Annotated in this window: 24 protein-coding genes; 5 read left to right on the top strand and 19 right to left on the bottom strand. The window is 73.3% G+C overall.

The genetic code is table 11. The annotated features are described in order from the left end of the window. Positions 1–14 precede the first annotated feature (14 nt). From prpB to ppdK, 4 genes are all read right to left on the bottom strand, one after another. Complete coding sequence (prpB, locus tag DSZ44_RS09650; protein ID WP_110852425.1) at positions 15–908, bottom strand: methylisocitrate lyase; 894 nt, start codon at positions 906–908, stop codon at positions 15–17. Further along, positions 908–2,443, bottom strand: coding sequence for an MmgE/PrpD family protein (locus tag DSZ44_RS09645; protein ID WP_110852574.1), 1,536 nt, complete (start codon positions 2,441–2,443; stop codon positions 908–910). Before DSZ44_RS09645 ends, prpB begins: the two co-directional genes overlap by 1 nt. Before the next feature lie 67 nt (positions 2,444–2,510). Then, a complete protein-coding gene (locus DSZ44_RS09640) occupies positions 2,511–3,221 on the bottom strand; it encodes a maleylpyruvate isomerase family mycothiol-dependent enzyme (protein ID WP_110852424.1) in 711 nt (236 codons plus the stop codon). 124 nt (positions 3,222–3,345) lie between these two features. Next, positions 3,346–6,054: a pyruvate, phosphate dikinase gene (gene ppdK / locus DSZ44_RS09635; protein WP_110852573.1), complete on the bottom strand. Its 2,709-nt coding sequence runs from the start codon at positions 6,052–6,054 to the stop codon at positions 3,346–3,348. A gap of 125 nt (positions 6,055–6,179) precedes the next feature. Here ppdK and DSZ44_RS09630 point away from each other — a divergent pair, with 125 nt between their 5' ends. Continuing rightward, positions 6,180–6,473 (top strand): GNAT family N-acetyltransferase, encoded by a 294-nt coding sequence (locus DSZ44_RS09630; RefSeq protein WP_110852423.1) that lies wholly within the window; start codon positions 6,180–6,182, stop codon positions 6,471–6,473. Between the two features lie 56 nt (positions 6,474–6,529). Here the strand turns inward: DSZ44_RS09630 and DSZ44_RS09625 are convergent, their stop codons facing one another. Continuing rightward, a complete protein-coding gene (locus DSZ44_RS09625) occupies positions 6,530–7,837 on the bottom strand; it encodes a hypothetical protein (protein ID WP_110852422.1) in 1,308 nt (435 codons plus the stop codon). A gap of 82 nt (positions 7,838–7,919) precedes the next feature. Here DSZ44_RS09625 and DSZ44_RS09620 point away from each other — a divergent pair, with 82 nt between their 5' ends. Beyond that, on the top strand, positions 7,920–8,468 hold the full coding sequence (locus DSZ44_RS09620) for an NUDIX hydrolase (RefSeq protein WP_110852421.1): 549 nt from the start codon (positions 7,920–7,922) through the stop codon (positions 8,466–8,468). Positions 8,469–8,485: 17 nt separating this feature from the next. On the opposite strand, the gene DSZ44_RS09615 is transcribed toward DSZ44_RS09620, so the two are convergent. The 4 genes from DSZ44_RS09615 to DSZ44_RS09600 all read right to left on the bottom strand — a co-directional run bounded on the left by DSZ44_RS09615 (position 8,486) and on the right by DSZ44_RS09600 (position 12,398). Continuing rightward, entirely contained in the window at positions 8,486–8,959 is a 474-nt protein-coding gene (locus DSZ44_RS09615) for an RNA polymerase sigma factor (RefSeq protein WP_110852420.1), read from the bottom strand. Between the two features lie 126 nt (positions 8,960–9,085). Beyond that, the gene (locus tag DSZ44_RS09610) at positions 9,086–9,256 is read right to left on the bottom strand and encodes a CsbD family protein (RefSeq protein ID WP_110852419.1); all 171 of its coding nucleotides are present in this window, start codon (positions 9,254–9,256) and stop codon (positions 9,086–9,088) included. Positions 9,257–9,450: 194 nt separating this feature from the next. Beyond that, positions 9,451–9,654 carry a cold-shock protein gene (locus tag DSZ44_RS09605; protein ID WP_110852418.1) on the bottom strand — a complete coding sequence of 68 codons (204 nt, stop codon included), beginning with the start codon at positions 9,652–9,654 and terminating at the stop codon, positions 9,451–9,453. Between the two features lie 167 nt (positions 9,655–9,821). Further along, the gene (locus tag DSZ44_RS09600; RefSeq protein ID WP_110852417.1) at positions 9,822–12,398 is read right to left on the bottom strand and encodes an ATP-dependent Clp protease ATP-binding subunit; all 2,577 of its coding nucleotides are present in this window, start codon (positions 12,396–12,398) and stop codon (positions 9,822–9,824) included. 168 nt (positions 12,399–12,566) lie between these two features. On the opposite strand from DSZ44_RS09600, the gene DSZ44_RS09595 reads away from it, so the two are divergent. Further along, positions 12,567–13,079 (top strand): O-acetyl-ADP-ribose deacetylase, encoded by a 513-nt coding sequence (locus tag DSZ44_RS09595; RefSeq protein WP_181424595.1) that lies wholly within the window; start codon positions 12,567–12,569, stop codon positions 13,077–13,079. Positions 13,080–13,087: 8 nt separating this feature from the next. Here DSZ44_RS09595 and dtd read toward each other — a convergent pair whose 3' ends face one another. The 6 genes from dtd to DSZ44_RS09565 are packed head-to-tail and all read right to left on the bottom strand — an operon-like array spanning position 13,088 to position 17,453. Beyond that, entirely contained in the window at positions 13,088–13,513 is a 426-nt protein-coding gene (gene dtd, locus DSZ44_RS09590; RefSeq protein WP_110852415.1) for a D-aminoacyl-tRNA deacylase, read from the bottom strand. After that, complete coding sequence (locus DSZ44_RS09585; RefSeq protein WP_110852414.1) at positions 13,513–13,833, bottom strand: DUF2516 family protein; 321 nt, start codon at positions 13,831–13,833, stop codon at positions 13,513–13,515. Before DSZ44_RS09585 ends, dtd begins: the two co-directional genes overlap by 1 nt. A 36-nt stretch (positions 13,834–13,869) precedes the next feature. Continuing rightward, entirely contained in the window at positions 13,870–14,985 is a 1,116-nt protein-coding gene (locus DSZ44_RS09580; protein WP_110852572.1) for an FUSC family protein, read from the bottom strand. Positions 14,986–14,989: 4 nt separating this feature from the next. After that, positions 14,990–16,087 (bottom strand): CAF17-like 4Fe-4S cluster assembly/insertion protein YgfZ, encoded by a 1,098-nt coding sequence (gene ygfZ, locus DSZ44_RS09575; RefSeq protein WP_110852413.1) that lies wholly within the window; start codon positions 16,085–16,087, stop codon positions 14,990–14,992. Continuing rightward, complete coding sequence (locus DSZ44_RS09570) at positions 16,084–16,686, bottom strand: heme-binding beta-barrel domain-containing protein (protein WP_110852412.1); 603 nt, start codon at positions 16,684–16,686, stop codon at positions 16,084–16,086. Before DSZ44_RS09570 ends, ygfZ begins: the two co-directional genes overlap by 4 nt. 44 nt (positions 16,687–16,730) lie before the next feature. Beyond that, positions 16,731–17,453 (bottom strand): hypothetical protein, encoded by a 723-nt coding sequence (locus DSZ44_RS09565; protein WP_110852411.1) that lies wholly within the window; start codon positions 17,451–17,453, stop codon positions 16,731–16,733. 137 nt (positions 17,454–17,590) lie between these two features. Here DSZ44_RS09565 and DSZ44_RS09560 point away from each other — a divergent pair, with 137 nt between their 5' ends. Together DSZ44_RS09560 and DSZ44_RS09555 are read left to right on the top strand one after the other, a co-directional pair. Beyond that, positions 17,591–18,268, top strand: coding sequence for a winged helix-turn-helix transcriptional regulator (locus DSZ44_RS09560; protein ID WP_110852410.1), 678 nt, complete (start codon positions 17,591–17,593; stop codon positions 18,266–18,268). 241 nt (positions 18,269–18,509) lie between these two features. Continuing rightward, entirely contained in the window at positions 18,510–18,941 is a 432-nt protein-coding gene (locus tag DSZ44_RS09555) for a septum formation family protein (RefSeq protein WP_110852409.1), read from the top strand. Between the two features lie 78 nt (positions 18,942–19,019). Here DSZ44_RS09555 and pstB read toward each other — a convergent pair whose 3' ends face one another. The 4 genes from pstB to DSZ44_RS09535 all read right to left on the bottom strand — a co-directional run. Beyond that, positions 19,020–19,799 (bottom strand): phosphate ABC transporter ATP-binding protein PstB, encoded by a 780-nt coding sequence (gene pstB, locus DSZ44_RS09550; RefSeq protein WP_110852408.1) that lies wholly within the window; start codon positions 19,797–19,799, stop codon positions 19,020–19,022. Positions 19,800–19,850: 51 nt separating this feature from the next. After that, positions 19,851–20,894 carry a phosphate ABC transporter permease PstA gene (gene pstA / locus DSZ44_RS09545; RefSeq protein WP_110852407.1) on the bottom strand — a complete coding sequence of 348 codons (1,044 nt, stop codon included), beginning with the start codon at positions 20,892–20,894 and terminating at the stop codon, positions 19,851–19,853. Continuing rightward, entirely contained in the window at positions 20,894–21,877 is a 984-nt protein-coding gene (gene pstC, locus DSZ44_RS09540) for a phosphate ABC transporter permease subunit PstC (protein ID WP_110852406.1), read from the bottom strand. Before pstC ends, pstA begins: the two co-directional genes overlap by 1 nt. An 84-nt stretch (positions 21,878–21,961) precedes the next feature. After that, the coding region (locus tag DSZ44_RS09535; protein ID WP_181424594.1) for a substrate-binding domain-containing protein at positions 21,962–22,481 on the bottom strand (520 nt) is incomplete at its 5' end.

Genomic DNA, 22,481 nt, shown 5'->3' with positions numbered 1-22,481 from the left:
CTCCCTTGCGGCGTTCAGAGTCGGAAGTTGTAGACGTCGGCGTCGAAGTGCGTGTAGGAGGAGTAGTCGAGCAGCTCGTAGAGCCGGGCGCGGGTCTGCATCGCGGGGACCTCCTCGCGCAGCGAGCCGTCGCGGCGCAGCGTGTCGAGCCCGCGCTCCGCCGCGCCCATGGCGAGGCGGAGCAGGGAGACGGGGTAGATGACCATCCGCACCCCCGCCGCGGCGAGCTGGGCGGTGGTGAAGAGCTCGGACTTGCCGAACTCGGTCATGTTGGCCAGGACCGGGACGCCGACGGCGGAGGCGACGGCCTCGAACTCCTCGAGGCTGGCCATGGCCTCGGGGAAGACGGCGTCCGCCCCCGCGTCGACGAGCGCGCGGGCACGGTCGACGGCGGCGTCCAGGCCGTCGACGGCGCGGACGTCGGTGCGCGCGACGACGAGCAGGCCGGGGTCGCGGCGGGCGTCGACGGCGGCCCGGATGCGGCGCAGCGCCGTCCCCTCCTCGACCACCTGCTTGCCGTCGAGATGGCCGCACCGCTTGGGGTTGACCTGGTCCTCGATGTGCAGACCGGCTACCCCGGCGTCCTCGAGCACCTGGACCGAGCGGGCGACGTTCATCGGCTCGCCGAAGCCGGTGTCGGCGTCGACGAGTGCGGGCAGCTCGGTGACGCGGGCGATCTGGCCGCTGCGCGCGGCGACCTCGCTCAGCGTCGTCAGCCCGATGTCGGGCAGGCCGAGGTCCGCGGAGAGGACGGCGCCGGAGATGTAGACGCCGTCGAAGCCGCGCTCCTCGATGAGCCGGGCCGAGAGCGGGTTGAAGGCCCCGGGCAGCTCGAGGAGGTCCTCCCCCGCGAGGCGCCGCCGCAGGGCGGCGCGCTTCTCGTGGGCCGGGGTGGTCGCGTGGAGCATCAGAAGATCCCCTCGGGTGCGGTGACGGACGCGAGCAGCGCGGGCGGGGCGGTGACGGTGAGCCCGCCGAGCTCCTCGGCGGTGAGCCCGGGCAGCCGCTGCGCGACGTCGAGGAAGCGCTCGACCTCGGCGGGCTCGAGCACCCCCTCGGCCAGGGTGCGGAACTTCCCGACGTACTGCTCGCGGCCGAAGGGACGCGCACCGAGCGGGTGGGCATCGGCGACGGCGATCTCCTCGACCACCCGGGTGCCGTCGGCGAGGCGGATCTCGACGCGTCCGCCGAAGGCCTTCTCCGCCGGGTCGGGCGAGTGGTAGCGACGGGTCCACCCGGGGTCCTCGGCCGTGGTCACCCTGCGCCACAGCTCCACGGTGTCCGGGCGGGCGACCCGCTCGGGGCGGTAGGACTCGACGTGGTGCCACGTCCCGTCCTGGAGGGCGACGGCGAAGATGTAGGGGATCGAGTGGTCGAGGGTCTCGCGGGACGCGGCCGGGTCGTACTTCTGCGGGTCGTTCGCGCCGGAGCCGATGACGTGGTGGGTGTGGTGGGAGGTGTGGATGACGATCGCCTCGACGTTCGCCGGGTCGCGCAGCTCGGGCCGCTCCCGGTGGAGCCGGCGGGCGAGGTCGATGAGCGCCTGGGACTGGTACTCCGCGGAGTGCTCCTTGGTGTAGGTGTCCAGGACCGCCCGCTTCGGTGCTCCGGGGGCCGGCAGCGGCACCGCGTAGTGGGCGTCCGGGCCGTCGAGCAGCCGGGCGATGACGCCGTCCTCCCCCTCGTAGACGGGGGTGGGCGAGGTCTGGCCGCGCATGGCGCGGTCGACCGCCTCGACCGCCACCTTGCCGGCGAAGGCGGGCGCGTACGCCTTCCACGTGGAGATCTCGCCCTTGCGGGACTGCCGCGTCGCCGTCGTCGTGTGCAGCGCCTGGCCGACGGCGTGGAAGATCGTCTCGGCGTCGAGGCCGAGGAGCGTGCCGAGCCCGGCGGCGGCGGACGGCCCGAGGTGGGCGACGTGGTCGATCTTGTGCTGGTGCAGGCTGATCGCGCGGACGAGGTCGACCTGCACCTCGTAGGCGGTGGCCAGGCCGCGGACGACGTCGGCCCCGGTGAGCCCGCGCCGCGCGGCCGTGTGCTGCGCGACGGCGAGGAGGGGCGGGATGTTGTCGGCCGGGTGGGAGTAGTCGGCCGCGAGGAAGGTGTCGTGGTAGTCGAGCTCCCGGACCGCCACGCCGTTGGCCCACGCCGCCCACTCGGGGCTCACCCGCTCCTCGGTGGGGCAGCCGACGACCGTGGCGCCCGGCCGGTAGGGGTGGGCGAGCGCCTGCGCGCGGGCGGCGACGACGGGGGCCCGGGTGAGCGACGCCGTCGCGACCGCGGCGTTGTCGATGACCCGGTTGACGATCATCTCGGTGACGTCGTCGGGGACGGGGACCGGATCGGTGGCGAGCTCGGCGATCTTCCAGGCGAGCTGCTCCTCGCGCGGGAGGTTCGCGGCGCTCGGGTGGACGCGAACGTCGTGGGTGACGAGCTCGGGCATGGTCATACTCTCCCCTGTCGGGCCGTCCCGCGTCACGGGTTGCGGCGACCGAGCCGCTCGCTGGCCGTCACAGCCAGCGCGGCAGCGCGGGCAGCTCCCCCGTCGAGGACTTCAGCCCGGCGCCGCCCCGCCCGGTGAGCCACTGGGCGAGGTCGGCCGCGCTCCCGGAGATCGTGGGACCGGGAGAGCCGACGCTCGTCGGCCGGTCGCGGTCGGTGGGGTGGAGGACCATGTCGACCGCCTCACCCCGGGCTTCCCAGCCCTCGAGCACGTCGGTGGTGAGCCGGTCGACGACGGCGGGCGGGACGTCGCGGAACGAGCCGCCGGCGGCGAGGTCGACGCCGTGGATCCACACCTCGCGGGCGCGCATCCACACGGTCTCCCGGGCACGCAGGCGCCGCCCCTGCCGGGTGCGGACCTCGGCCTCCCACGCCTCGGCCGGGAGGCCGCGCCAGTCACCGTCGAGCGCGTCGCGGCTCTCGGCGTAGAGCCGACGCAGCTCGCCGAGCGGCAGCGCGGCACCGCGGGCGATCTCCGCGTCCCGGGCCTCCTCCGACGGGTACATCGGCGTCTCCTCCCCGGTCCGGGCCCAGTGGCACAGCCGGCGCAGCGCCTCGGCGTTGGACGCGACGTGGGCGACGACGGCCCCGCGGGTCCAGGCGGGGAGCAGGCTGTCCCCGGCGAGGTCCTCCTCGCCGAGTCCCGCGAGCTGCCGGGCGAAGTAGTCCGAGCCGCTGCGGACCCACTCGAGGTCCGTGTCGAGGGGGCCTCCGGTCATCGCCGTCCTCCCTCGATGCCTCGGTCCGGGGTGCGCAGCACAGGGCGCATGTCGACCTTCCCCTCTCGTGTCGTTGTCGCAGCGTGCCCCGGCTCGGGCGGCACCCGCAACGGTCCTGTCCGCACTACGCCGTCGCGTCCTGCCCCGCCATGACCGCCGCGCGCCCCGCCTCGAGCCGTGCGACCGGCACCCGGTACGGCGAGCAGGAGACGTAGTCGAGCCCGGCGTCGTGGAAGAAGTGGATGGACTCCGGGTCGCCGCCGTGCTCGCCGCACACCCCGATGTGCATGTGCGGCTTCGTCGCCCGGCCCCCGGCCACCCCGGCCCGCACGAGCGGGCCCACGCCCTCGCCGTCGATCGTCTCGAACGGGGAGATGCGCAGCACCCCGTTGGCGAGGTAGCGGGAGAAGAACGCCGCCTCGACGTCGTCGCGGGAGAAGCCCCACGTCGTCTGGGTGAGGTCGTTGGTGCCGAAGGAGAAGAAGTCCGCCTGCTCCGCGATCCGGTGGGCCGTCAGCGCGGCGCGGGGCAGCTCGATCATGCAGCCGATCGGCAGGTCGAGGAGCATGTCCGCGGCGCGGCCCTCCTCGGCGAGCACCCGCTCGGCCTCCTGGCGCACGAGCTGCAGCTCCCGCACCGAGCCGACGAGCGGGACCATGATCTCCGGGCGCGGGTCCGCGCCCTCGCCGCGGAGCCGCGCGGTGGCCTGGGCGACGGCCCGGACCTGCAGGGCGAAGAGCCCGGGGACGACGAGGCCCAGGCGCACGCCGCGCAGCCCGAGCATCGGGTTGGACTCGTGCATCCTGCGGACGGCCGTGAGCAGCCGCTCGCGCCGTTCGTCGTTCTCCCCTCGCTCGGCCGCGAGCGCCACCTCCACGGAGAGCTCGGTGAGGTCGGGGAGGAACTCGTGCAGCGGCGGGTCGATGAGCCGGATCGTCGCCGGCAGTCCGTCCATCGCCCGCAGGATCTCGACGAAGTCCTCGCGCTGGAGCGGCAGCAGCGCCTCCAGCGCGGCGTCCCGCTCGTCGTCGTCCGCGGCGAGGATGACGCGCTCGACGAGCTCGCGCCGCTCCCCGAGGAACATGTGCTCGGTGCGGCACAGGCCGATGCCCTCCGCGCCGCGCTCGCGGGCTCGGCGGGCGTCCTCGGCGGTGTCCGCGTTGGCGCGCACGTGCAGGCTCCGGGCGGCGTCGGCGTGGCTGAGGATGCGGTGGACGGCCTCGACGAGCTCGCGGGTCTCCTCGTCCGGGGCGGCGGCCCGCCCGGCGTCCAGCCCCTCGGCGATGTAGGTCATGGCCGGGGAGTCGACGACGGGCACCTCACCGAGGTAGACGCGGCCCGAGGTGCCGTCGATGGCGATGGTGTCACCGGCGTGCAGGGTGCGGCCCCCCACGCGCAGCTCGCGGCGGGCGGCGTCGACGTCGAGCTCGTCGGCCCCGACGACGGCGCAGGTCCCCATCCCGCGCGCAACGACGGCCGCGTGGGAGGTCTTGCCGCCGCGGGCGGTGAGGATCCCGGCGGCGACCATCATCCCCTGCAGGTCGTCGGGGTTCGTCTCGCGGCGCACGAGGACCACCTTCGCCCCAGCCTCGCTGCGCTCGACCGCCTGGGCGTTGTCGAAGACGATCTCCCCCACCGCCGCACCCGGGGAGGCAGCCATCCCCGTGGTGAGGAGCTCGGTGTCCGCCTCCGTGTCGAACTGCGGGAAGAGCAGCTTGCCCAGCTGGGCACCGGTGACCCGGGCGATGGCCTCGTCCATGGTGATGAGGTCCTCGTCGACGAGCTGGGTCGCCACCCGGAAGGCCGCGGCGGCGGTCCGTTTGCCCACCCGGGTCTGCAGCAGCCACAGCGTGCCGTCCTCGATGGTGAACTCGATGTCGCACAGGTCCCGGTAGTGGGTCTCCAGCCGGCGCATGGCCTGGCGCAGCTCGGCGTAGGCCGCGGCGTCGAGCGACTCGAGCTCGGCGAGCGGCACGGTGTTGCGGATCCCGGCGACGACGTCCTCTCCCTGCGCGTTGGGCAGGTAGTCGCCGTAGACGCCGGAGTGGCCCGTGGAGGGGTCGCGGGTGAAGCACACACCGGTGCCGGAGGTGGGCCCGAGGTTGCCGAAGACCATCGCCTGGACGTTGACCGCCGTGCCGAGGTCGTTGGGGATGCCCTCCTGGCGGCGGTAGAGCACGGCCCGGTCGGTGTTCCACGAGCGGAGCACCGCCTCGATCGCCATGTCGAGCTGCTGGCGCGGGTGCTGCGGGAAGTCCGCCCCGGACTGCTCACGGACGACCGCCTTGTACGTCGCGACCAGCCCACGCAGGTCCTCGGCGGACAGCTCGGTGTCGTCCCGCACGCCGCGCTCGGTCTTGAGGTCCTCCAGGGCGCCGGAGAAGAGCTCGCCGTCGATGTCGAGCACCGTCCTGCCGAACATCTGCAGGAGCCGCCGGTAGGAGTCCCAGGCGAAGCGCTCATCACCGGTGACGGCGGTCAGGCCCTGCACCGAGGCGTCGTTGAGCCCGACGTTGAGGACGGTCTCCATCATCCCGGGCATGGAGAACTTGGCGCCCGAGCGCACAGAGACGAGGAGCGGCTCGTGGAAGTCCCCGAGGCTGCGTCCGAGCGTGTCCTCCATCTCCCGCAGCGCGAGGGTCACCTCCACCCGCAGGTCCGGCGGGACGTGCCCGTCACGCATGTACGCACGGCAGGCCTCGGTGGTGATCGTGAAGCCCGGCGGCACGGGCAGGCCCAGCCTGCTCATCTCGGCCAGGTTCGCCCCCTTGCCACCGAGCAGGTCCTTCTGGTCCATCCCGCCTTCGCTGAAGCGGTACACGTACTTCGGCATCATCGCCTCCGGTGGTCCCCCGCGGTTCCCCGGCACCGCGGACGTACGTCCACTCTAGCGAGGCCCGGCCCCATCCACCGAGGGTTCCCGCGTGCGACCGGACCGGGCCCCTGCGACCCTGAGGCATGCCCGAGATCACCGTCACGGACGTGCCCGCACGGCACCGCTACGAGGCGACGGCGGGCGAGGACCTCCTCGGCGTCGCCGTCTACGAGCGCGACACCGGCGTCCTCGTCCTCACGCACACGGTCGTCGAGCCGTCCGCCGAGGGGCAGGGGGTGGGCTCGGCGCTGGCGAGCGCCGCCGTGGAGGCCGCCCGCGCCCAGGGCCTGAGGGTGGTGCCGGACTGCTCCTTCATGGCCGCGTGGATCGACGAGCACCCGGAGTACGCCGACCTCGTCGACGAGCGCACCGACTGACCGGCACCGCCCCGGCCGGCCCTCCAACCGGCCGGGACGACGCCCTTCGTGACGTCCTAGGACGCCAGCTCGTGGTCGGCCACGGCCAGGACCCGCCAGGTGCGTCCCTCGGCGTCGCTCAGCTCGTAGGCCGGCAGCAGGAGGCTGCCCCCCTCGTCGGTCCAGTGCTCGATCAGGCCGGGCTCCGCCGTCGTGATCGTCACGTCGGTGACGGCCCACGGGAGCGGTGCCCCGGCCGCGGGCGGCGGAGGGGGCGGGTCGTCCCAGCTGCGCCCGTCCGGCTCGGGCGCCGGCATGATCGAGACGTCCCCGGACCACACCTCGCTGCCGCCGAAGCGCGGGTCGGCGAGCCGCTCGACGGCCTCCGCGGGGCTGACGACGTCGTACTCGCCGAGCTCGACGACGGGCGCGAGCGGGCCGGAGAAGGACAGGACCTCACCGTCGACGACGTCGGCGTACCAGCTGTGGCCGCTCGGCATCCCGCCGACGACGTGGTGGGCGACGACGCTCGTCGCCCCGGCCCAGGACTCCTGCTCGACGTACTCGGCCGCCTCGGGGTCCAGCCCGAGCGCGGCGAGCGTCTCGTACAGCACCCCGGCCGGCCCGTCCGGCGCCGTCCCCTGCGGTGCGACGGCGCTCGGCTCCTCGCCCGGCCCGGGCGCACCGACCGCGGGGCGCGGCTCGACGACGGACGTCGCGGCGTCCCCGTCCCCGCTCGCGGCGGCGTCCCCGCCCTCGGCGGGGCCGTCGTCCGTCGGCATCTCGGCGGGTGGGACGTCCTCGAGGCCCTCGTAGAGCGCGGGGTCGTTGTAGTGGGCCGTGACGGCGGCGTCCGGCCCGACGTTGAGCGTGGGTCCGCTGCCGTCGACCGGTCCGACGTTCCACCCGCCCTCCAGGCGGGGCTCGCCCTCGACGCCGAGGACCTCGGCGACGCGGACGGCGGTCTCCTCGGTGAAGGTGCCGGCGCCGTCGAAGGCCCAGGCCGTCGCGGTGCCGCCGGCATCGCTCAGGCCCTCGGCGGTGAAGGTCATCCGCTCCCCGCCGAGGCCGCCGGGGAAGGACGTGTCGGCGGAGGACATGCTCTCGGTGGACTCGCCGACGGCCGTGCGCCCGGCCGGAGCCGTCGCCGTCGTGTCCGCCGCCGGGCCCTCCGTCGCCCGCCCGATCCCGTACCCGGCGCCGCCGACGACGAGCGCGCCGGCGGCGACGGCGGCCACCGCCGCCCACCGTGGACGGGCGCGTCGCGCCGCGAGCTCGTCGCCGCGCCGCTCAGCGGTGAGGGCGGCCAGCCGGCCGCCGTCGGGCTCGGCTCCGGCGGCGGGGTCGGCGCCGCGCACCCGGGAGACTGCCTCGTCCTCGTCCATGGTGACCTCCGGTGGGTTGCTCCTACCCCTCCTGTGTGGCGAGCCGCCCGGTTCTTGCGCCGCCGGTGGCAGGCTGGTGCCCATGCCCTGCGCCCTGCACTCCTCCGCCCTCGCCGTGCTCGAGCCGTGGCAGGCGCCCACGCCGCGCCAGGAGCAGCTGCGTGAGCGCTACGTCGCCCACCTGCGGGCGCAGCCGCTCGGCGTGCTGCGCGAGTGCTACCCCGACCACCTGACGGCGAGCACCGTCGTCGTCTCGGCCGACCGCCGCCAAGTCCTGCTCACCTTGCACCGCAAGGCGCAGCGGTGGTTCCAGCTCGGAGGACACGTCGAGCGCGGCGATCCCACGCTCGCGGCCGCCGCGCTGCGCGAGGCGCGCGAGGAGTCCGGCATCGACACTCTCGTGCTCGACCCGGTGCCGGTCCAGCTCAGCGCGCACCCCGTCCCGTTCTGCGACCCGCGCGGCGGGGTGACGCACCTGGACGTCCGCTTCGTCGCGACGGCACCTGCCGGCGCCGCGCACGCCGTGTCCGCCGAGTCCCTCGACGTCGCCTGGTGGCCGGTGGACGAGCTGCCCGACCCGCAGCCGGACATGGTCGAGCTCGTCGCCCTCGCGCTGGCCCGGCTGGGCTGACGCCGGCGACGGCGGCGTCAGTCCGGCCAGGCCGCGGCCAGGCGGGCCCGGGCCCGGGACAGGGCGGCGTCGGCGCCGCCCCGGGAGATGCCGAGCACCTGCGCCAGCTCGGCGCCGCCCAGCCCCTCCCACGCGTGGAGGACGAGGATCTGCCGGTCACGCTCGCTCAGGGCCGCCAGCGCGAGACGGACGTCGTCGTCGGCGACCGCCGCCAGGGCGGGGTCGCCGTCGTCGTCACGTGCGTCGGGAAGCTCGTCCACGGGGACGGGGAGGAGCTTCCTGCGGTGGTTGGCGAGGACGTAGCCGGCCGTGCGGTAGAGCCAGGGCAGGACGGCCTCGCCCGGGACGTCCTCGCGGCGGCGCCAGGCGGTGGCGAGGACGTCGGCCGTGAGGTCCTCGGCGTCCGCGGCCGGCGCGCGGCGCACGAGGTAGCGGTACACGGCGGTCGCGTGGTCACGGTAGAGCCCCTCGAACCACGCGTCGTCGCGCACAGCGCCCCTCTCGTCGGATGCCACCACCCTGCCTGTGTCCCCTGCCGCCCCGATCTTGCACGGCCGCGGGCAGGACAGACGAACGCCCCGCGGGACCGGTGTCCCGCGGGGCGTCAGGAGCCGGTTCTACTTGAAGGCGTCCTTGACGTTCTCGGCGGCCTGCTTGAGGCTGCCCGTGCTCTGGTCCTTCTGACCCTCGGCCTGGAGGTCCCTGTTGTCGGTCGCGTCGCCGACGGCCTCCTTGATCTTGCCCGAGGTCTTCTCCGTCGAGTTCGCGATCTTGTCGTCAGTGCCCATGGAGGAGCTCCTTCCGTCGCGGAGACCGGTTGGCGGCCTCTCTACCACCCACCGTAGGTGCGCCGTGGGCAGGGCGCACGGGGAGGGCGGGACCTGCGACACGGCCCCGGACGCACCACAGCCCGCCACCGTCGGACGGTGGCGGGCTGCGGCGGGGTGCGCAGTCAGTGATGACGGTGCGCGGTCACCTCACGTCAGAGGGGGCGGACATTCTCCGCCTGGGGGCCCTTGGGGCCCTGAGTGGTGTCGAACTCGACCTTCTGGTCCTCGTCGAGCGAGCGGTAGCCGCTCGTGGCGATGGCGGAGTAGTGGACGAAGACATCCGCACCCCCGCCGTCGGGAGCAATGAAGCCGAACCCCTTCTCGCCGTTGAACCACTTCACGGTGCCAGTAGCCATGCAAACTCCTCGATAAAAAAGCCCCGGCCGATGCCGAAGCAGTTCCCACCATAGCGCCAGTGGGGCGACAGTGCGAGGCCTACGGCGGTGGAATCTGCCGAGTGCCTGCTCACGGACGCACGAAGGCCCGGCAACCCGCAGGTTGCCGGGCCTCGTGGCGCCGTTCGTCAGGCTCCGGGCTGCAGCTGTCCGCCGCCACCAGCGCCGCCGCCCTGGGGGGCGGTGGGCATCTGGCGCTGCTCCACGGTGGTCGTGCCGCCGACGGCGACCGGCTCGGGCGTGGCGATCTCGCCCTCGTCGAGCCCACGGAAGAGGAACTCCCCGAGCACACCCTCACCCGCGGCGTCGACCTCGATGGTCTGGCCGGTGTGGATCTGGCCGTAGAGGATCTTCTCGGACAGGACGTCCTCGATCTCCCGCTGGATCGCGCGGCGCAGCGGCCGGGCGCCCAGGACGGGGTCGTAGCCCCGCTCGGCGAGCAGCACCTTGGCCGCGTCGGTCAGGCGGATCGCCATGCCCTGGTTGCGCATGCGCGCGTCGAGCTGGGCGATCATGAGGTCGACGATCTGGACGATCTGGTCCTGCGTGAGCTGCGGGAAGACGATGGTGTCGTCCACGCGGTTGAGGAACTCGGGCCGGAAGTGCTGCTTGAGCTCCTCGTTGACCTTCGTCTTCATCCGCTCGTAGTCGTTGGACAGCTCGCCGCTCGCCTGGAAGCCCGTCTGCACGCCCTTGGCGATGTCCCGGGTCCCGAGGTTCGTCGTCATGATGATGATGGTGTTCTTGAAGTTCACCACCCGGCCCTGGGCGTCGGTGAGGCGGCCGTCCTCGAGGATCTGCAGGAGCGAGTTGAAGATGTCCGCGTGGGCCTTCTCCACCTCGTCGAACAGGACGACGGAGAACGGACGGCGGCGCACCTTCTCGGTGAGCTGGCCACCCTCCTCGTAGCCCACGTAGCCGGGGGGCGAGCCGAAGAGCCGGGAGACGGTGTGCTTCTCGGAGAACTCGCTCATGTCGAGCTGGATGAGCGCGTCCTCGTCGCCGAAGAGGAACTCCGCGAGCGCCTTGGCCAGCTCGGTCTTCCCGACGCCGGTGGGGCCGGCGAAGATGAAGGAGCCGCCGGGGCGCTTGGGGTCCTTGAGGCCCGCGCGGGTGCGTCGGATCGCCTGGGACAGCGCGGTGATCGCGGCCTCCTGGCCGATGATCCGCTTGTGGAGCTCCTCCTCCATGTGGAGCAGCTTGGAGGACTCGGCCTCGGTCAGCTTGAAGACCGGGATGCCGGTCGACATCGCCAGCACCTCGGCGATGAGGTCCTCGTCCACCTCGGCGACCGTGTCCAGGTCACCGGACTTCCAGGCCTTCTCGCGGTCGACCCGGCGCGCGGAGAGCTGCTTCTCGTCGTCGCGCAGCGAGGCGGCCTTCTCGAAGTCCTGGTCGTCGATCGCCGACTCCTTCTCGCGGCGGACCTCGGAGATCTGCTCGTCGAGCTCACGGAGCTCCGGCGGGGCGGTCATCCGGCGGATGCGCAGGCGCGCGCCCGCCTCGTCGATGAGGTCGATCGCCTTGTCCGGGAGGAAGCGGTCGGACACGTAGCGGTCGGCCAGCGTCGCGGCGGCGATGAGCGCCTCGTCGTTGATGGAGACGCGGTGGTGCGCCTCGTACCGGTCACGCAGACCCTTGAGGATCTCGATGGTGTGGGCCACGGAGGGCTCGTCCACGAGGATCGGCTGGAAGCGGCGCTCGAGGGCGGCGTCCTTCTCGATGTGCTTGCGGTACTCGTCCAGCGTCGTGGCGCCGATGGTCTGCAGCTCACCGCGGGCGAGCATCGGCTTGAGGATGCTCGCGGCGTCGATCGCGCCCTCGGCCGCACCCGCACCGACGAGGGTGTGGATCTCGTCGATGAACAGGACGATGTCACCGCGGGTGCGGATCTCCTTGAGGACCTTCTTCAGGCGCTCCTCGAAGTCACCGCGGTAGCGGGAGCCGGCGACGAGCGAGCCGAGGTCCAGGGTGTAGAGCTGCTTGTCGCGCAGGGTCTCGGGCACGTCCCCGCGCACGATCGCCTGGGCCAGGCCCTCGACGACGGCGGTCTTGCCGACACCGGGCTCGCCGATGAGGACGGGGTTGTTCTTCGTGCGGCGCGAGAGCACCTGCATGACCCGCTCGATGGGCTGCTCGCGTCCGATGACCGGGTCGAGCTTGCCCTCGCGGGCGGCCTGGGTGAGGTTGCGGCCGAACTGGTCGAGCACGGCGGAGCCGGAGGGCTGGCCCTCGGCGGGGCCGCCGGCCGCGACGGCCTCCTTGCCCTGGTAGCCGGACAGCAGCTGGATGACCTGCTGGCGCACGCGGTTGAGGTCGGCGCCCAGCTTGTTGAGCACCTGCGCCGCCACACCCTCACCCTCGCGGATGAGGCCGAGGAGGATGTGCTCGGTACCGATGTAGTTGTGGCCCAGCTGGAGGGCCTCGCGCAGCGAGAGCTCCAGGACCTTCTTCGCGCGCGGCGTGAAGGGGATGTGGCCGCCGGGGGCCTGCTGGCCCTCACCGATGATCTCGGTGACCTGCTGCCGCACGCCCTCGAGGGAGATGTCGAGCGACTCCAGCGCCTTGGCGGCGACGCCCTCGCCCTCGTGGATGAGGCCGAGCAGGATGTGCTCGGTCCCGATGTAGTTGTGGTTGAGCATCCGTGCCTCTTCCTGGGCAAGGACGATCACCCGACGGGCTCGGTCGGTAAATCTCTCGAACATCAGGGCTCCTTCGAGGCGGCGTGGCCGGGTGCTCCCAGCCGGGCAGCGTTCATCGATGCTAACGGCGGGCCTCGCGCGAACCTGCCCGTGTTCGCCAGGGGCGTGACTCCATCGTCCTCCTCCACAGGCGCCCGCGCCTGTGGGCCCCGCTGCGGCACCATGGTCGCCATGCGTATCGAGGCCGTGCAGGGCGACATCACCACCCAGGACGTCGACGCCGTCGTCAACGCCGCGAACTCCTCCCTCCTGGGCGGGGGCGGGGTCGACGGCGCGATCCACCGGGCCGCCGGGCCGCGGCTGCTCGAGGAGTGCATGGAGCTGCGGCGCACCGAGCTGCCCGACGGCCTGCCGGTCGGCCGGGCCGTGCCGACCGCCGGCTACGATCTGCCGGCCCCGTGGGTCATCCACACCGTGGGGCCGAACCGGCACCGCGGGGAGACCGACCCGGCCCTGCTCGCCTCCTGCTTCACCAGCGCCCTCGACGTCGCCGACGCCGTCGGCGCGCGGAGGGTGGCCTTCCCCGCGGTGGGCGCCGGGGTCTACGGCTGGGACGCCGCCGAGGTCGCGCGCGTGGCGGTCGACGCGGTGCGCGGATGGAGCGGCGGCGTCGAGCTGGTGCGGTTCGTGCTGCTGGGCGATGACGTGCTCGCCGCCTTCGCCGACGCCCTCTCGGCGCCCTGACGCGACGGTCAGACGTCGAGGACGATCGTCACCGGGCCGTCGTTGACCAGGGACACACGCATGTCGGCGCCGAAGCGACCGGTCTCGACGCGCACCCCGCGCTCGCGCAGGGCGGCGACGACGGCGTCGACCACCGGCTCGGCCACCTCGGCCGGGGCGGCGGCGTTCCATGACGGACGGCGGCCCTTGCGGACGTCGGCGTGGAGGGTGAACTGGGAGACGACGAGGACGGGCGCGCCGTCGTCGAGCACCGAGCGCTCCTCGCGCAGGATCCGCAGCTCGGCGACCTTCCGGGCGGTGCGCGCGACCTGCTCCGGTCCGTCGTCGTGCGTGACGCCGACGAGCGCGACGAGGCCCGGCCCGGTGAAGCCACCGACCTGCTCGCCGTCGACGTGGACCGACGCGCCGTCGACCCGCTGCAGGACCGTCCTCATCAACCGCCCCCGCCGCGCCGTCCGCGGCCGTAGCCGCTGACCGCGGGCTTGACGTCGGTGAGGTAGATCGCGGCGGGGATGACGAGGATGATCGAGAGGAAGCTGCCCGAGAGCGGCCCGAAGGGCGGCAGCGCCACGAAGCCGAGCGCGACGTTGACCACGAGCACGAGCAGCCAGAAGTTCTTCGTCCGCTTGCCCGCGTAGGCGAAGGCCTGGGCGGGCTGGCGCAGGCAGTGCGCGAGCGCCCACACCTCGACGGCGAAGGCCGCGAGGGCGAGGGCGAGGAAGAGGTAGAACTGCAGACTGCCGATGATTCCCACCGCGCGAGTCTACGAGACCCAGCCTCGCCCGCAGCCCTAGCGGGCGAGGAGGTGGCTGGCCTCGGCAGCGCTCAGCCCCGAGGCCTGGAGGAGGTCGCTGGTGAGGGAGCGCATGAGGATCACCAGCGTCTGCAGGTGCCAGCCCGGGTCCTCGACGTCGTCCGGGTCGAGCTCGCCGGTGACGAGGGTGAGCACCTGGGCGGCGTCCGCGGTGCTCCCACCGCTGCCGAGCGCCTCACCCAGGCGGAGGGCGCCGACGGCGAGCCCCTCGAGGGCCTCGCTCACCCGGTCGTCCTGAGCGCCCTGCTCGACGGCGGCCAGGCCGCGGCGGGCGATGACCCGCGCGTTGCGCATGGCCCGGTCGGCGAGGGTGCTGGCCCGCTCGAGACGGGCCAGCTCGGGGAGGTAGCGGCGCGCCGCTGGGGAGATCCGCGCCGACTGGAGGGCGTTGCGCACGACCGAGGCCCAGTCGTCGAGGGTGCCCTGGGTGCTGCGCCCCAGGGCCAGGGCGTCACGCATCAGCTCGGGGTCCCCCGCCCGCAGCCCTTTGCCGAGGGTGCCGAGCAGGTGCGAGAGGTCGGAGAGGCTGGCGGCGGCGAGCTGCCGCGCGCGGCGGCGGGCGTCCTGCGGGGTGAGGATCGCGACGAGCAGGGCGAAGGAGCCGCCGACGAGCGCGTCGGTCCACCGGCCCGTCGGCCCGTCGATGGCGGCGACCGGCAGCGCGACGATGACGATGCCCTGGACGCCGGCCTGGATGGTGAGCATCGGGCCACGGTCGACGAACCGCGCGAGCAGGGCGCCGACGACGATGACGAGCATGATCTGGAGAACGCCGGTGTTGAAGACGTAGGCGACGAGCTCCCCGAGCGCGACGCCGAGCGCCACCCCGAGCGCCAGCTCGGCGACCTTCCGCACCTCCCGGTCCGCGCTGAAGCCCAGGCACACCCAGGCGGCGATGGGCGCGAAGAACGGCTGGGCGTGCCCGAGCCAGTAGTGCGCCACCGCCCACGAGAGGCCCGCGGCGACCGCCGCGATGACCACGGGCAGGGCGGCGGCCCGCACCCGGCGACGTCCGCCGCGCAGCCGCTGCCGCACGAGGACCAGCAGTCGGCGCAGGTCGAGGCGGTCCTCGCGTCCCTCGGCTCCGCTCATGGGCTCAGGCGCGCGGCCGCCGGCGCAGCTCCTGGCCCGGGCGCCCGGCCGGGCGCCCCGCGGCCTCACCGGTCACCGGGACGATGACCTCCTGGGCCGCGGCGATGCCGTCGACGACGAGCTCGGCGTCGGCCGGCAGCGAGCGCTTGACGAGCGCGAGAGCGAGGGGCCCGAGCTCGGCGTGCCGCACGACGCTCGTCACGAGACCGACGTCCCTGTCCCCGTGCAGCACCCGGGCGCCGGGCTCCGGCGTCAGGTGGTCCGAGCCGTCGAGGTGGAGCATGACCAGGCGGCGCGGGGGCCGTCCCAGGTTGAACACGCGCGCGACGGTCTCCTGGCCGCGGTAGCAGCCCTTGTCGAGGTGGACGCCGGTGCGCAGCCAGTCGAGCTCGTGCGGGATCGCGCGCTCGTCGACCTCCCGGCCGAGGCGGGGGCGCCAGGCCTCCACCCGCAGCGCCTCCCAGGCCCACGTGCCGGCGAGCCGCAGCCCCGAGGCGTCGACGACGTCGCCCAGGCGGGCGCGGTCGACCAGACCGAGGGAGCGGCGCAGGTGCCGGCCGGGGTGCTCGTCGTCGGGCGGTCCGTAGCTGGTGCCGCCGGGCGCCGTCGTCGGCCACGGGTCGTGCCAGGTGAGCACGTGCCCGGGGCCCGCCGCGACGGCCTGCCACCCGTCACCGCACGTGCCGAGGACGGCGGTGTGCTCGGTGACGTCGGTGACCTCCACGCGCAGCATGAACCGCATCCGCTCGAGGAACGCGACGAGCGGTGCCGCGTGGTCGCCCTCGGTGACGAGCCAGGCCCGCTCGCCGTCGTCGGCCACGGCGGCGGCGTGCTCGATGCGGCCGTGGGGGTCGAGGAGGAGCAGCTCACCGGACCGGCCCGGGGCGAGGTCGAGGAGCAGCTGTGTGCTCAGCGTGTTGAGCCAGCTCAGCCTGTCGGGGCCGGAGACCGTGACGACACCGAGCTGGGACAGGTCGACGAGGCCCAGGCCGCGCTCGAGGGCGCGCTGCTCCTGGGCGGGGTGGCCGTAGTGGAGGGCGACGCCGGCGTCCGGTCCGCCGCCGGCGACGGCCCCGGGCCGGGAGAGCAGCGGGCTGGTCATGCCTGCTCCTGTCGGCTCAGCCGCCCGGAGGCGTAGGACTGCAGCTCGTGACCGAAGGCGGCGAGCTCCTCGACCCACAGCAGCTCACCCTGGACGAGCCCGTACATGCGGCTGCTCGCGGCGACGTCCGGGGCGCTGGCCGTGCGCACGACGGCGTCGCTGACGATGTCGATCCGGGCCGGGCGCACGGTGCCGACGTAGACGACGACGTGCCCGGTGGGCTGCGCCACGAGCACCTCGATGTCGGTGCTGCGCTGGCCCGAGCCCTGCTCGCCGTCGCCCGGCTCCTGCGCCGCCGGCGTGGCCCGCCAGTAGGCCGTCTCGGTGGCCCACACCTCGGCCTTGGCCAGCAGGTCGGCGCCGACGGCACCGGGCATCTCCTGCGAGACGGACGAGGAGTGCTCCGGGTCCACCGCCCACAGCGTGCTCGTGCAGCGCAGGTAGGGACCGCCGTCGTGGTCGAAGGTCATCTCGTGGACGAGGGGCTGCTCTGGCACACCCGGGTAGGCCATGACGCCGTAGCCGCGCCAGGATCCGACGAGCCAGGCGAGCGGGTAGACCTCCGGGGCCAGGCCCTCGGGAAGAGTGAAGGTGGCCATGCCCCGATGCTACGCGGTCGGCCGCGGGCGGCTCGTCCGCGCCCTCAGGCGAGCAGCAGGCTGCCGAGCATGAAGGTCGGCGCACCGGCGAGCATCGGGGGCAGCGCGGCGGCCGCGAGGGCGGGCAGCGGGCGGGTGGAGGCCGGGAAGCGGCCGAGGACGAGGTGGACGACCGAGGTGAGCACCCCGGCGACGAGTCCGCTCGCCCCTCCCACGAGCGGGCCGACGTCGGGCAGGAGCGCGCCGGCGAGCAGACCGGCGCCGCCCGCGACGACGGTGGCGAGCCCCGGGACGAGCCGGGGGCCCAGCGGCAGGGCCGTGCAGGCCGCCCCGGCGGCGAGCGCGGCCGCGGCGGTGACGACGACGGCGGCGGCCGGCCGGGCGTCCCCGAGCGCCGGCCACATCGCCGCGGAGCCGGCGACGACGCAGCCGGTCACCGTGGCGGCCACGGACTCCACGAGCCGCGGGCGACCGTCCCGCCGCAGCATCTCCTGGAGGAAGCTGCCCGCGACCGCCAGCCCGAGCACGACGGCCACACCGTCGACGGACCCGGTGCCCGCGACGACGGCGAGCGCCGCCACACCCGTGGCGGCGATGACGATGCCGGGCCCCGTCGTCACCGGCAGACCGGCGAGCCGGGGCCACCCGGCGGCCACGAGAAGGGTGGTGAGGCCGACGACGACGAGGAGCGGCCAGTGCCACATCCCGCTGAGCGCGAGGACGGCGGCGAGGGCGGCGGTGGCGACCCCACGGGTCGAGCTGCCCATCACGACCCGGCCCCGACGGGGGTGAGTCGCTGCAGGAGGACGGGGTGGGCGGGCACCCTCCGAGTCTGGCAGATCGAGCAGTGACGTCGGCGGCACCCCGGTTCCCACTAGTGTGTCCCCGACCAGGAAGGGGTGCGATGGCCACTCTTGTCGTCCTGACACGTGAGCCGACCGGTGCGGCCTCCGTGCTGCCCTCGCTCGCCCTGCTCGACCACCGGGTCGCGGCGGTGCCGCTCGCCGCGGACTCGCTCGTCGACCCAGCAGATGCCGACGTCCTCGTCGTCGACGGCCGCCAGGAGCTCGCGGCGGCCCGGTCGGTGTGCCAGCTCGCGCGCAGCACCGGGCTGCAGATCCCGCTGCTGCTCGTCCTCACCGAGGGCGGGCTCGCCGCCGTCACCCCGGCATGGGGGTGCAGCGACATCGTGCTCTCGACGGCCGGGCCGGCGGAGCTGGAGGCACGCCTGCGGCTCCTCGGCAGCCAGGTCGCGGCAGCGGAGCCGGCGGGGGACGTCCTCGAGGCCGGCGAGCTCGTCATCGACACCGCCGCCTACTCGGCGCGGGTGCGCGGTCAGGCGCTCAACCTCACCTACAAGGAGTTCGAGCTGCTGCGGCACCTGGCGCAGCACCCGGGGCGGGTCTTCACGCGGGCGCAGCTCCTCGACGAGGTGTGGGGCTACGACTACTACGGCGGCACGCGGACCGTCGACGTCCACGTGCGGCGGCTGCGGGCCAAGCTCGGCGCGGAGCACGACCAGCTCATCGGGACGGTGCGCAACGTGGGGTACCGCTTCGTCCTGCGCCCGACCGTCGACTGACAGGACGCGCCGGGCTCCCTGCCCTACGATGGACGCAGACGTCGGGTCGCGAATGCCCCGGGCTCCAACACAAGCCGCCACGAGCGGCCTTCGCGCCGACTGGCGCTTCGCGGCCCGGCGTCGCCTCACCTCCCGCCCGTCGCTGGGCCGGTCGCAGGGTTCGCTAGGGTGTTCCGGGACTTCGGCCGCCCCCGGCCGTCCCGCCACCCCCCTCGTCTCGTTCACCCGGAGGTAGAACACCATGTCCCTGCGCCGTCCCGTCCTCGCCGTTGCCGCCACCCTCGCGCTGGTGGGAGCTGCCGGGTGCACGGCCGACTCCGTGCTCGACCTCGAGGTCGGTGACTGCCTCAACCAGAGTGACCTGGAGGGCGAGGAGGTCAGCTCGGCGGCTGCCGTCGAGTGCACCGAGGAGCACGACGCCGAGATCTTCGGTGAGCACGTCTTCTCCGGCGACGACTACCCGGGCGTGGACACCGTCCAGGCGGAGTCCCAGGAGACCTGCCTCGCGGAGTTCGAGGAGTTCATCGGGCTGCCCTACGAGGAGTCCGCGCTGCCCTTCACCATGCTCTACCCCTCCGAGCAGAGCTGGAACGACGCCGACGACCGCACCACGCTGTGCATCGTCGTCTCCGACGAGCCGCTGACCGAGTCCCTCGAGGGCTCCAAGATCTGACGCCGCCACGAGGACGCCCCCGGGAGCCGAGGCTCCCGGGGGCGTTCGCGTCGCGGGACGTCGCAGCCGGTGGACTGCTCAGCCGAAGCGGCCGGAGATGTAGTCCTCGGTCGCCTTGTTCTTCGGGGCGGCGAACATCTGCTCGGTGGCGTCCATCTCGATGAGGCGGCCGGGCTTGCCGGTCCCGGCGATGTTGAAGAAGCCGGTCGTGTCCGAGACGCGGGCGGCCTGCTGCATGTTGTGGGTGACGATGACGATCGTGTACTCGGACTTCAGCTCGGCGATGAGGTCCTCGATCGCGAGCGTGGAGATCGGGTCGAGCGCCGAGCAGGGCTCGTCCATGAGGAGCACCTGCGGCTGCACCGCGATGGCGCGGGCGATGCACAGGCGCTGCTGCTGGCCGCCGGAGATCGAGGAGCCCGGCCGGTCGAGGCGGTCCTTGACCTCCTCCCAGAGGTTGGCACCACGCAGCGCCCGCTCCACCAGCGCCTCCTGGTCGCTCTTGCTCATCCGCTTGTTGTTGAGCTTGACCCCGGCGAGGACGTTGTCGGCGATAGACATCGTCGGGAAGGGGTTGGGTCGCTGGAAGACCATGCCCACCTGCCGGCGGACCTCCACCGGGTCGACGTCGTCGCCGTAGAGGTCCTGGCCGTCCATGAGCGCGTGCCCCTCGACGCGGGCACCGGGGATGACCTCGTGCATGCGGTTCAGGGTCCGCAGGAAGGTCGACTTGCCACAGCCGGAGGGGCCGATGAGCGCGGTCACGGCGCGGGGCTCGATGACCATGTTGACGTCCTGGACGGCGAGGAAGTCCCCGTAGAAGACGTTGAGGTCCTTGACGTCGATGCGCTTAGACATGCGTGGTCCTTGAGGGTCGTGCGGGCAGGAGACGTCGGTGCGGGTCGCGCATCAGCGGACTCCCTTGGGCGAGAAGTACCTGCTCACCAGGCGGGCGACGAGGTTGAGCAGCATGACGATGATGATGAGGGTGAGCGCCCCGGCCCAGGCACGGTACTCACTGGCGCCGCCCTGTGCGTACTGGCGGAAGACGTACACGGGCAGGGTGGCGATGCGGCCGTCGAAGGCGTCGTAGTTGACGGCGTTGGTGATGCCGACGGTGATGAGCAGCGGGGCCGTCTCACCGATGACGCGGGCGATGGAGATCATCACGCCGGTGGTGATGCCGGCGATCGCGGTGCGCAGGACGACCTTGACGATGGTCAGCCACTTCGGCACGCCGAGGGCGTAGGAGGCCTCGCGCAGCTCGTTGGGCACGAGCCGGAGCATCTCCTCCACCGAGCGCACGACGACGGGCGTCATGAGGACGGCGAGGGCGATGCCGCCGATGAGGGCCGACTTGTACGCCGGCCCGAAGAGCACGAGGAAGACCGTGAAGGCGAACAGTCCGGCGACGATCGAGGGGATGCCGGTCATGACGTCGACGAGGATCGTGATGGCCCGCTTGACGCGGCCGGCGCCGTACTCGACGAGGTAGATCGCGGTGAAGATGCCGAGCGGGATGGAGATGACGGCGGCGATGCCCGTGACGTACAGCGTGCCGATGATCGCGTGGTAGGCGCCTCCCTCGGTCATCTGCCCGAAGATCCCGACCATGTCGGTGGTGAGGAACTCCCAGCTGAACGCCCGGACGCCGCCGCTCACCACCGTCCAGATGAGGGACACGAGCGGGACCATGGCGAGCACGAAGGCGAGGGTCACGAGCGTCGTGGCGAGGCGGTCCTTGGCCCAGCGTGTCCCCTCGACCTGCCAGGACACCGCGACGACGGCGATGACGTGGACGATCGCGCCGAGGAAGACGACGCCGGCGACGGTCGGGGTGCCGCCGATCCCGAGGATCGCGGCGGCGACGGCGAGGGAGACCGCGAGGACGGCCCACGGCGCCCACGCGGGCAGCCGGCGGGTCTGGTGCAGGGCGACGGGCGTCGTCGTCATCAGTTGGCTCCCGAGAACTCGGCGCGGCGCGCGATGACCCACCGCGCGAGGAGGTTCACGCCGAAGGTGAGGACGAAGAGGATGAGGCCGGTGGCGATGAGGACGTCGACGCCGGTCCCGGAGGCCTCGGGGAACTGGCTGGCGATGTTCGCTGCGATCGACTGGTGCTGGCCGGGCTGCAGGAGGTTGAGGTTGATGAGGAAGCCGGGCGAGAGCACCATGAGCACCGCCATCGTCTCTCCCAGCGCGCGGCCCATGCCGAGCATGGCCGCGGAGATGATGCCCGAGCGCCCGAAGGGCAGCACGGCCTGCCGGACCATCTCCCAGCGGGTGGCCCCCAGGGCGAGGGAGGCCTCCTCGTGCAGCCGCGGGGTCTGGAGGAACACCTCACGGATCGTCGCGGTGATGATCGGCAGGATCATGACGGCGAGGACGAGCCCGGCGGTGAGGATGTTGCGGGCCGGCGCCTGGTAGTCCGCGAACAGCGGGATCCAGCCCAGGTGCTCCGAGAGCCACGCGAAGAGCGGGTCGATGACCGGCTGCAGCCACTGGATGCCCCACAGGCCGAAGATGACCGAGGGGATCGCGGCGAGGAGGTCGACGAGGTAGCCCAGTCCCTGCGCGAGGCGGCGGGGGGCGTAGTGGGAGATGAACAGCGCGATCCCCACGCTCAGCGGGACCGCGACGACGAGCGCGATGACCGAGGAGAGGACCGTGCCGAACAGGAGCGGCGCGACGTACTCCCACAGGTTGCGGCCCTGCATGAAGCCGACCTCGGCGAGCTCGTCGCGGGAGGCGACGAGGGCCGGCCAGGCGCGCACGAAGAGGAAGATCGCGACGGCGGCGAGGATGACGAGAATCACCAGGCCGGCGCCCGTGGAGATGCCGGCGAAGAGCCGGTTGCCCAGCTTGCCGGGGGTCCGCCCGGCGCGAAGGGCCGGGGGGGAGCCAGGCGGGGTCTGGGGCGGTGCGGCGGTTGCCACGTGTCCTCCGAGAATCGGACGGCGTGCGGACGTGCGTCGGGCGGGCCGGCGTCACTGCACCGGCCCGCCCGTCAGGTTAGCCGGTCAGCCGGCAACCGTGATCTGCTCGAGGGCGGCGGTGACCCGCTCGCGCAGGTCGTCGGAGATCGGCGCGGAGCCGGCGACGTCGGGCTGGGCGGCCCGCTCCTGCCCCTCGGGGCTGGCGACGTACTCGAAGTACGCCTTGACGTTGGCGGCGTCCGCCTCGTTCTCGTAGGTCGAGCAGGCGATCGAGTAGGAGACGAGGACGATCGGGTAGGTGCCCGACTCGGTCGTGTCCCGGGCCAGGTCGATCGTCAGGCGCAGGTCGGTCGCGCCCTCGGCGGCCGGGGAGGCGTCGATGACGGAGGCGGCGGCCTCCGGCGAGAAGGGCACGTACTCCTCACCGACGCCGACGGCGACGGTGCCCATGCCGTCCTCGACGCGCGAGGCGTCGATGTAGCCGATGGCGCCCTCAGCGCCCTGGATGACGTCGACCACGCCGGAGGTCTGGGCGCCGGACTGGGTGCCCGGGATCGGCCAGGTCTCGATGGGCCCGTAGGTCCACACGTCGGGGGCGACGACC

The sequence above is a fragment of the Georgenia satyanarayanai genome (assembly GCF_900116375.1).
GTDB classification, from domain to species: Bacteria; Actinomycetota; Actinomycetes; order Actinomycetales; family Actinomycetaceae; genus Oceanitalea; species Oceanitalea nanhaiensis.
This window is presented reverse-complemented; position numbering and strand designations above follow the sequence as displayed.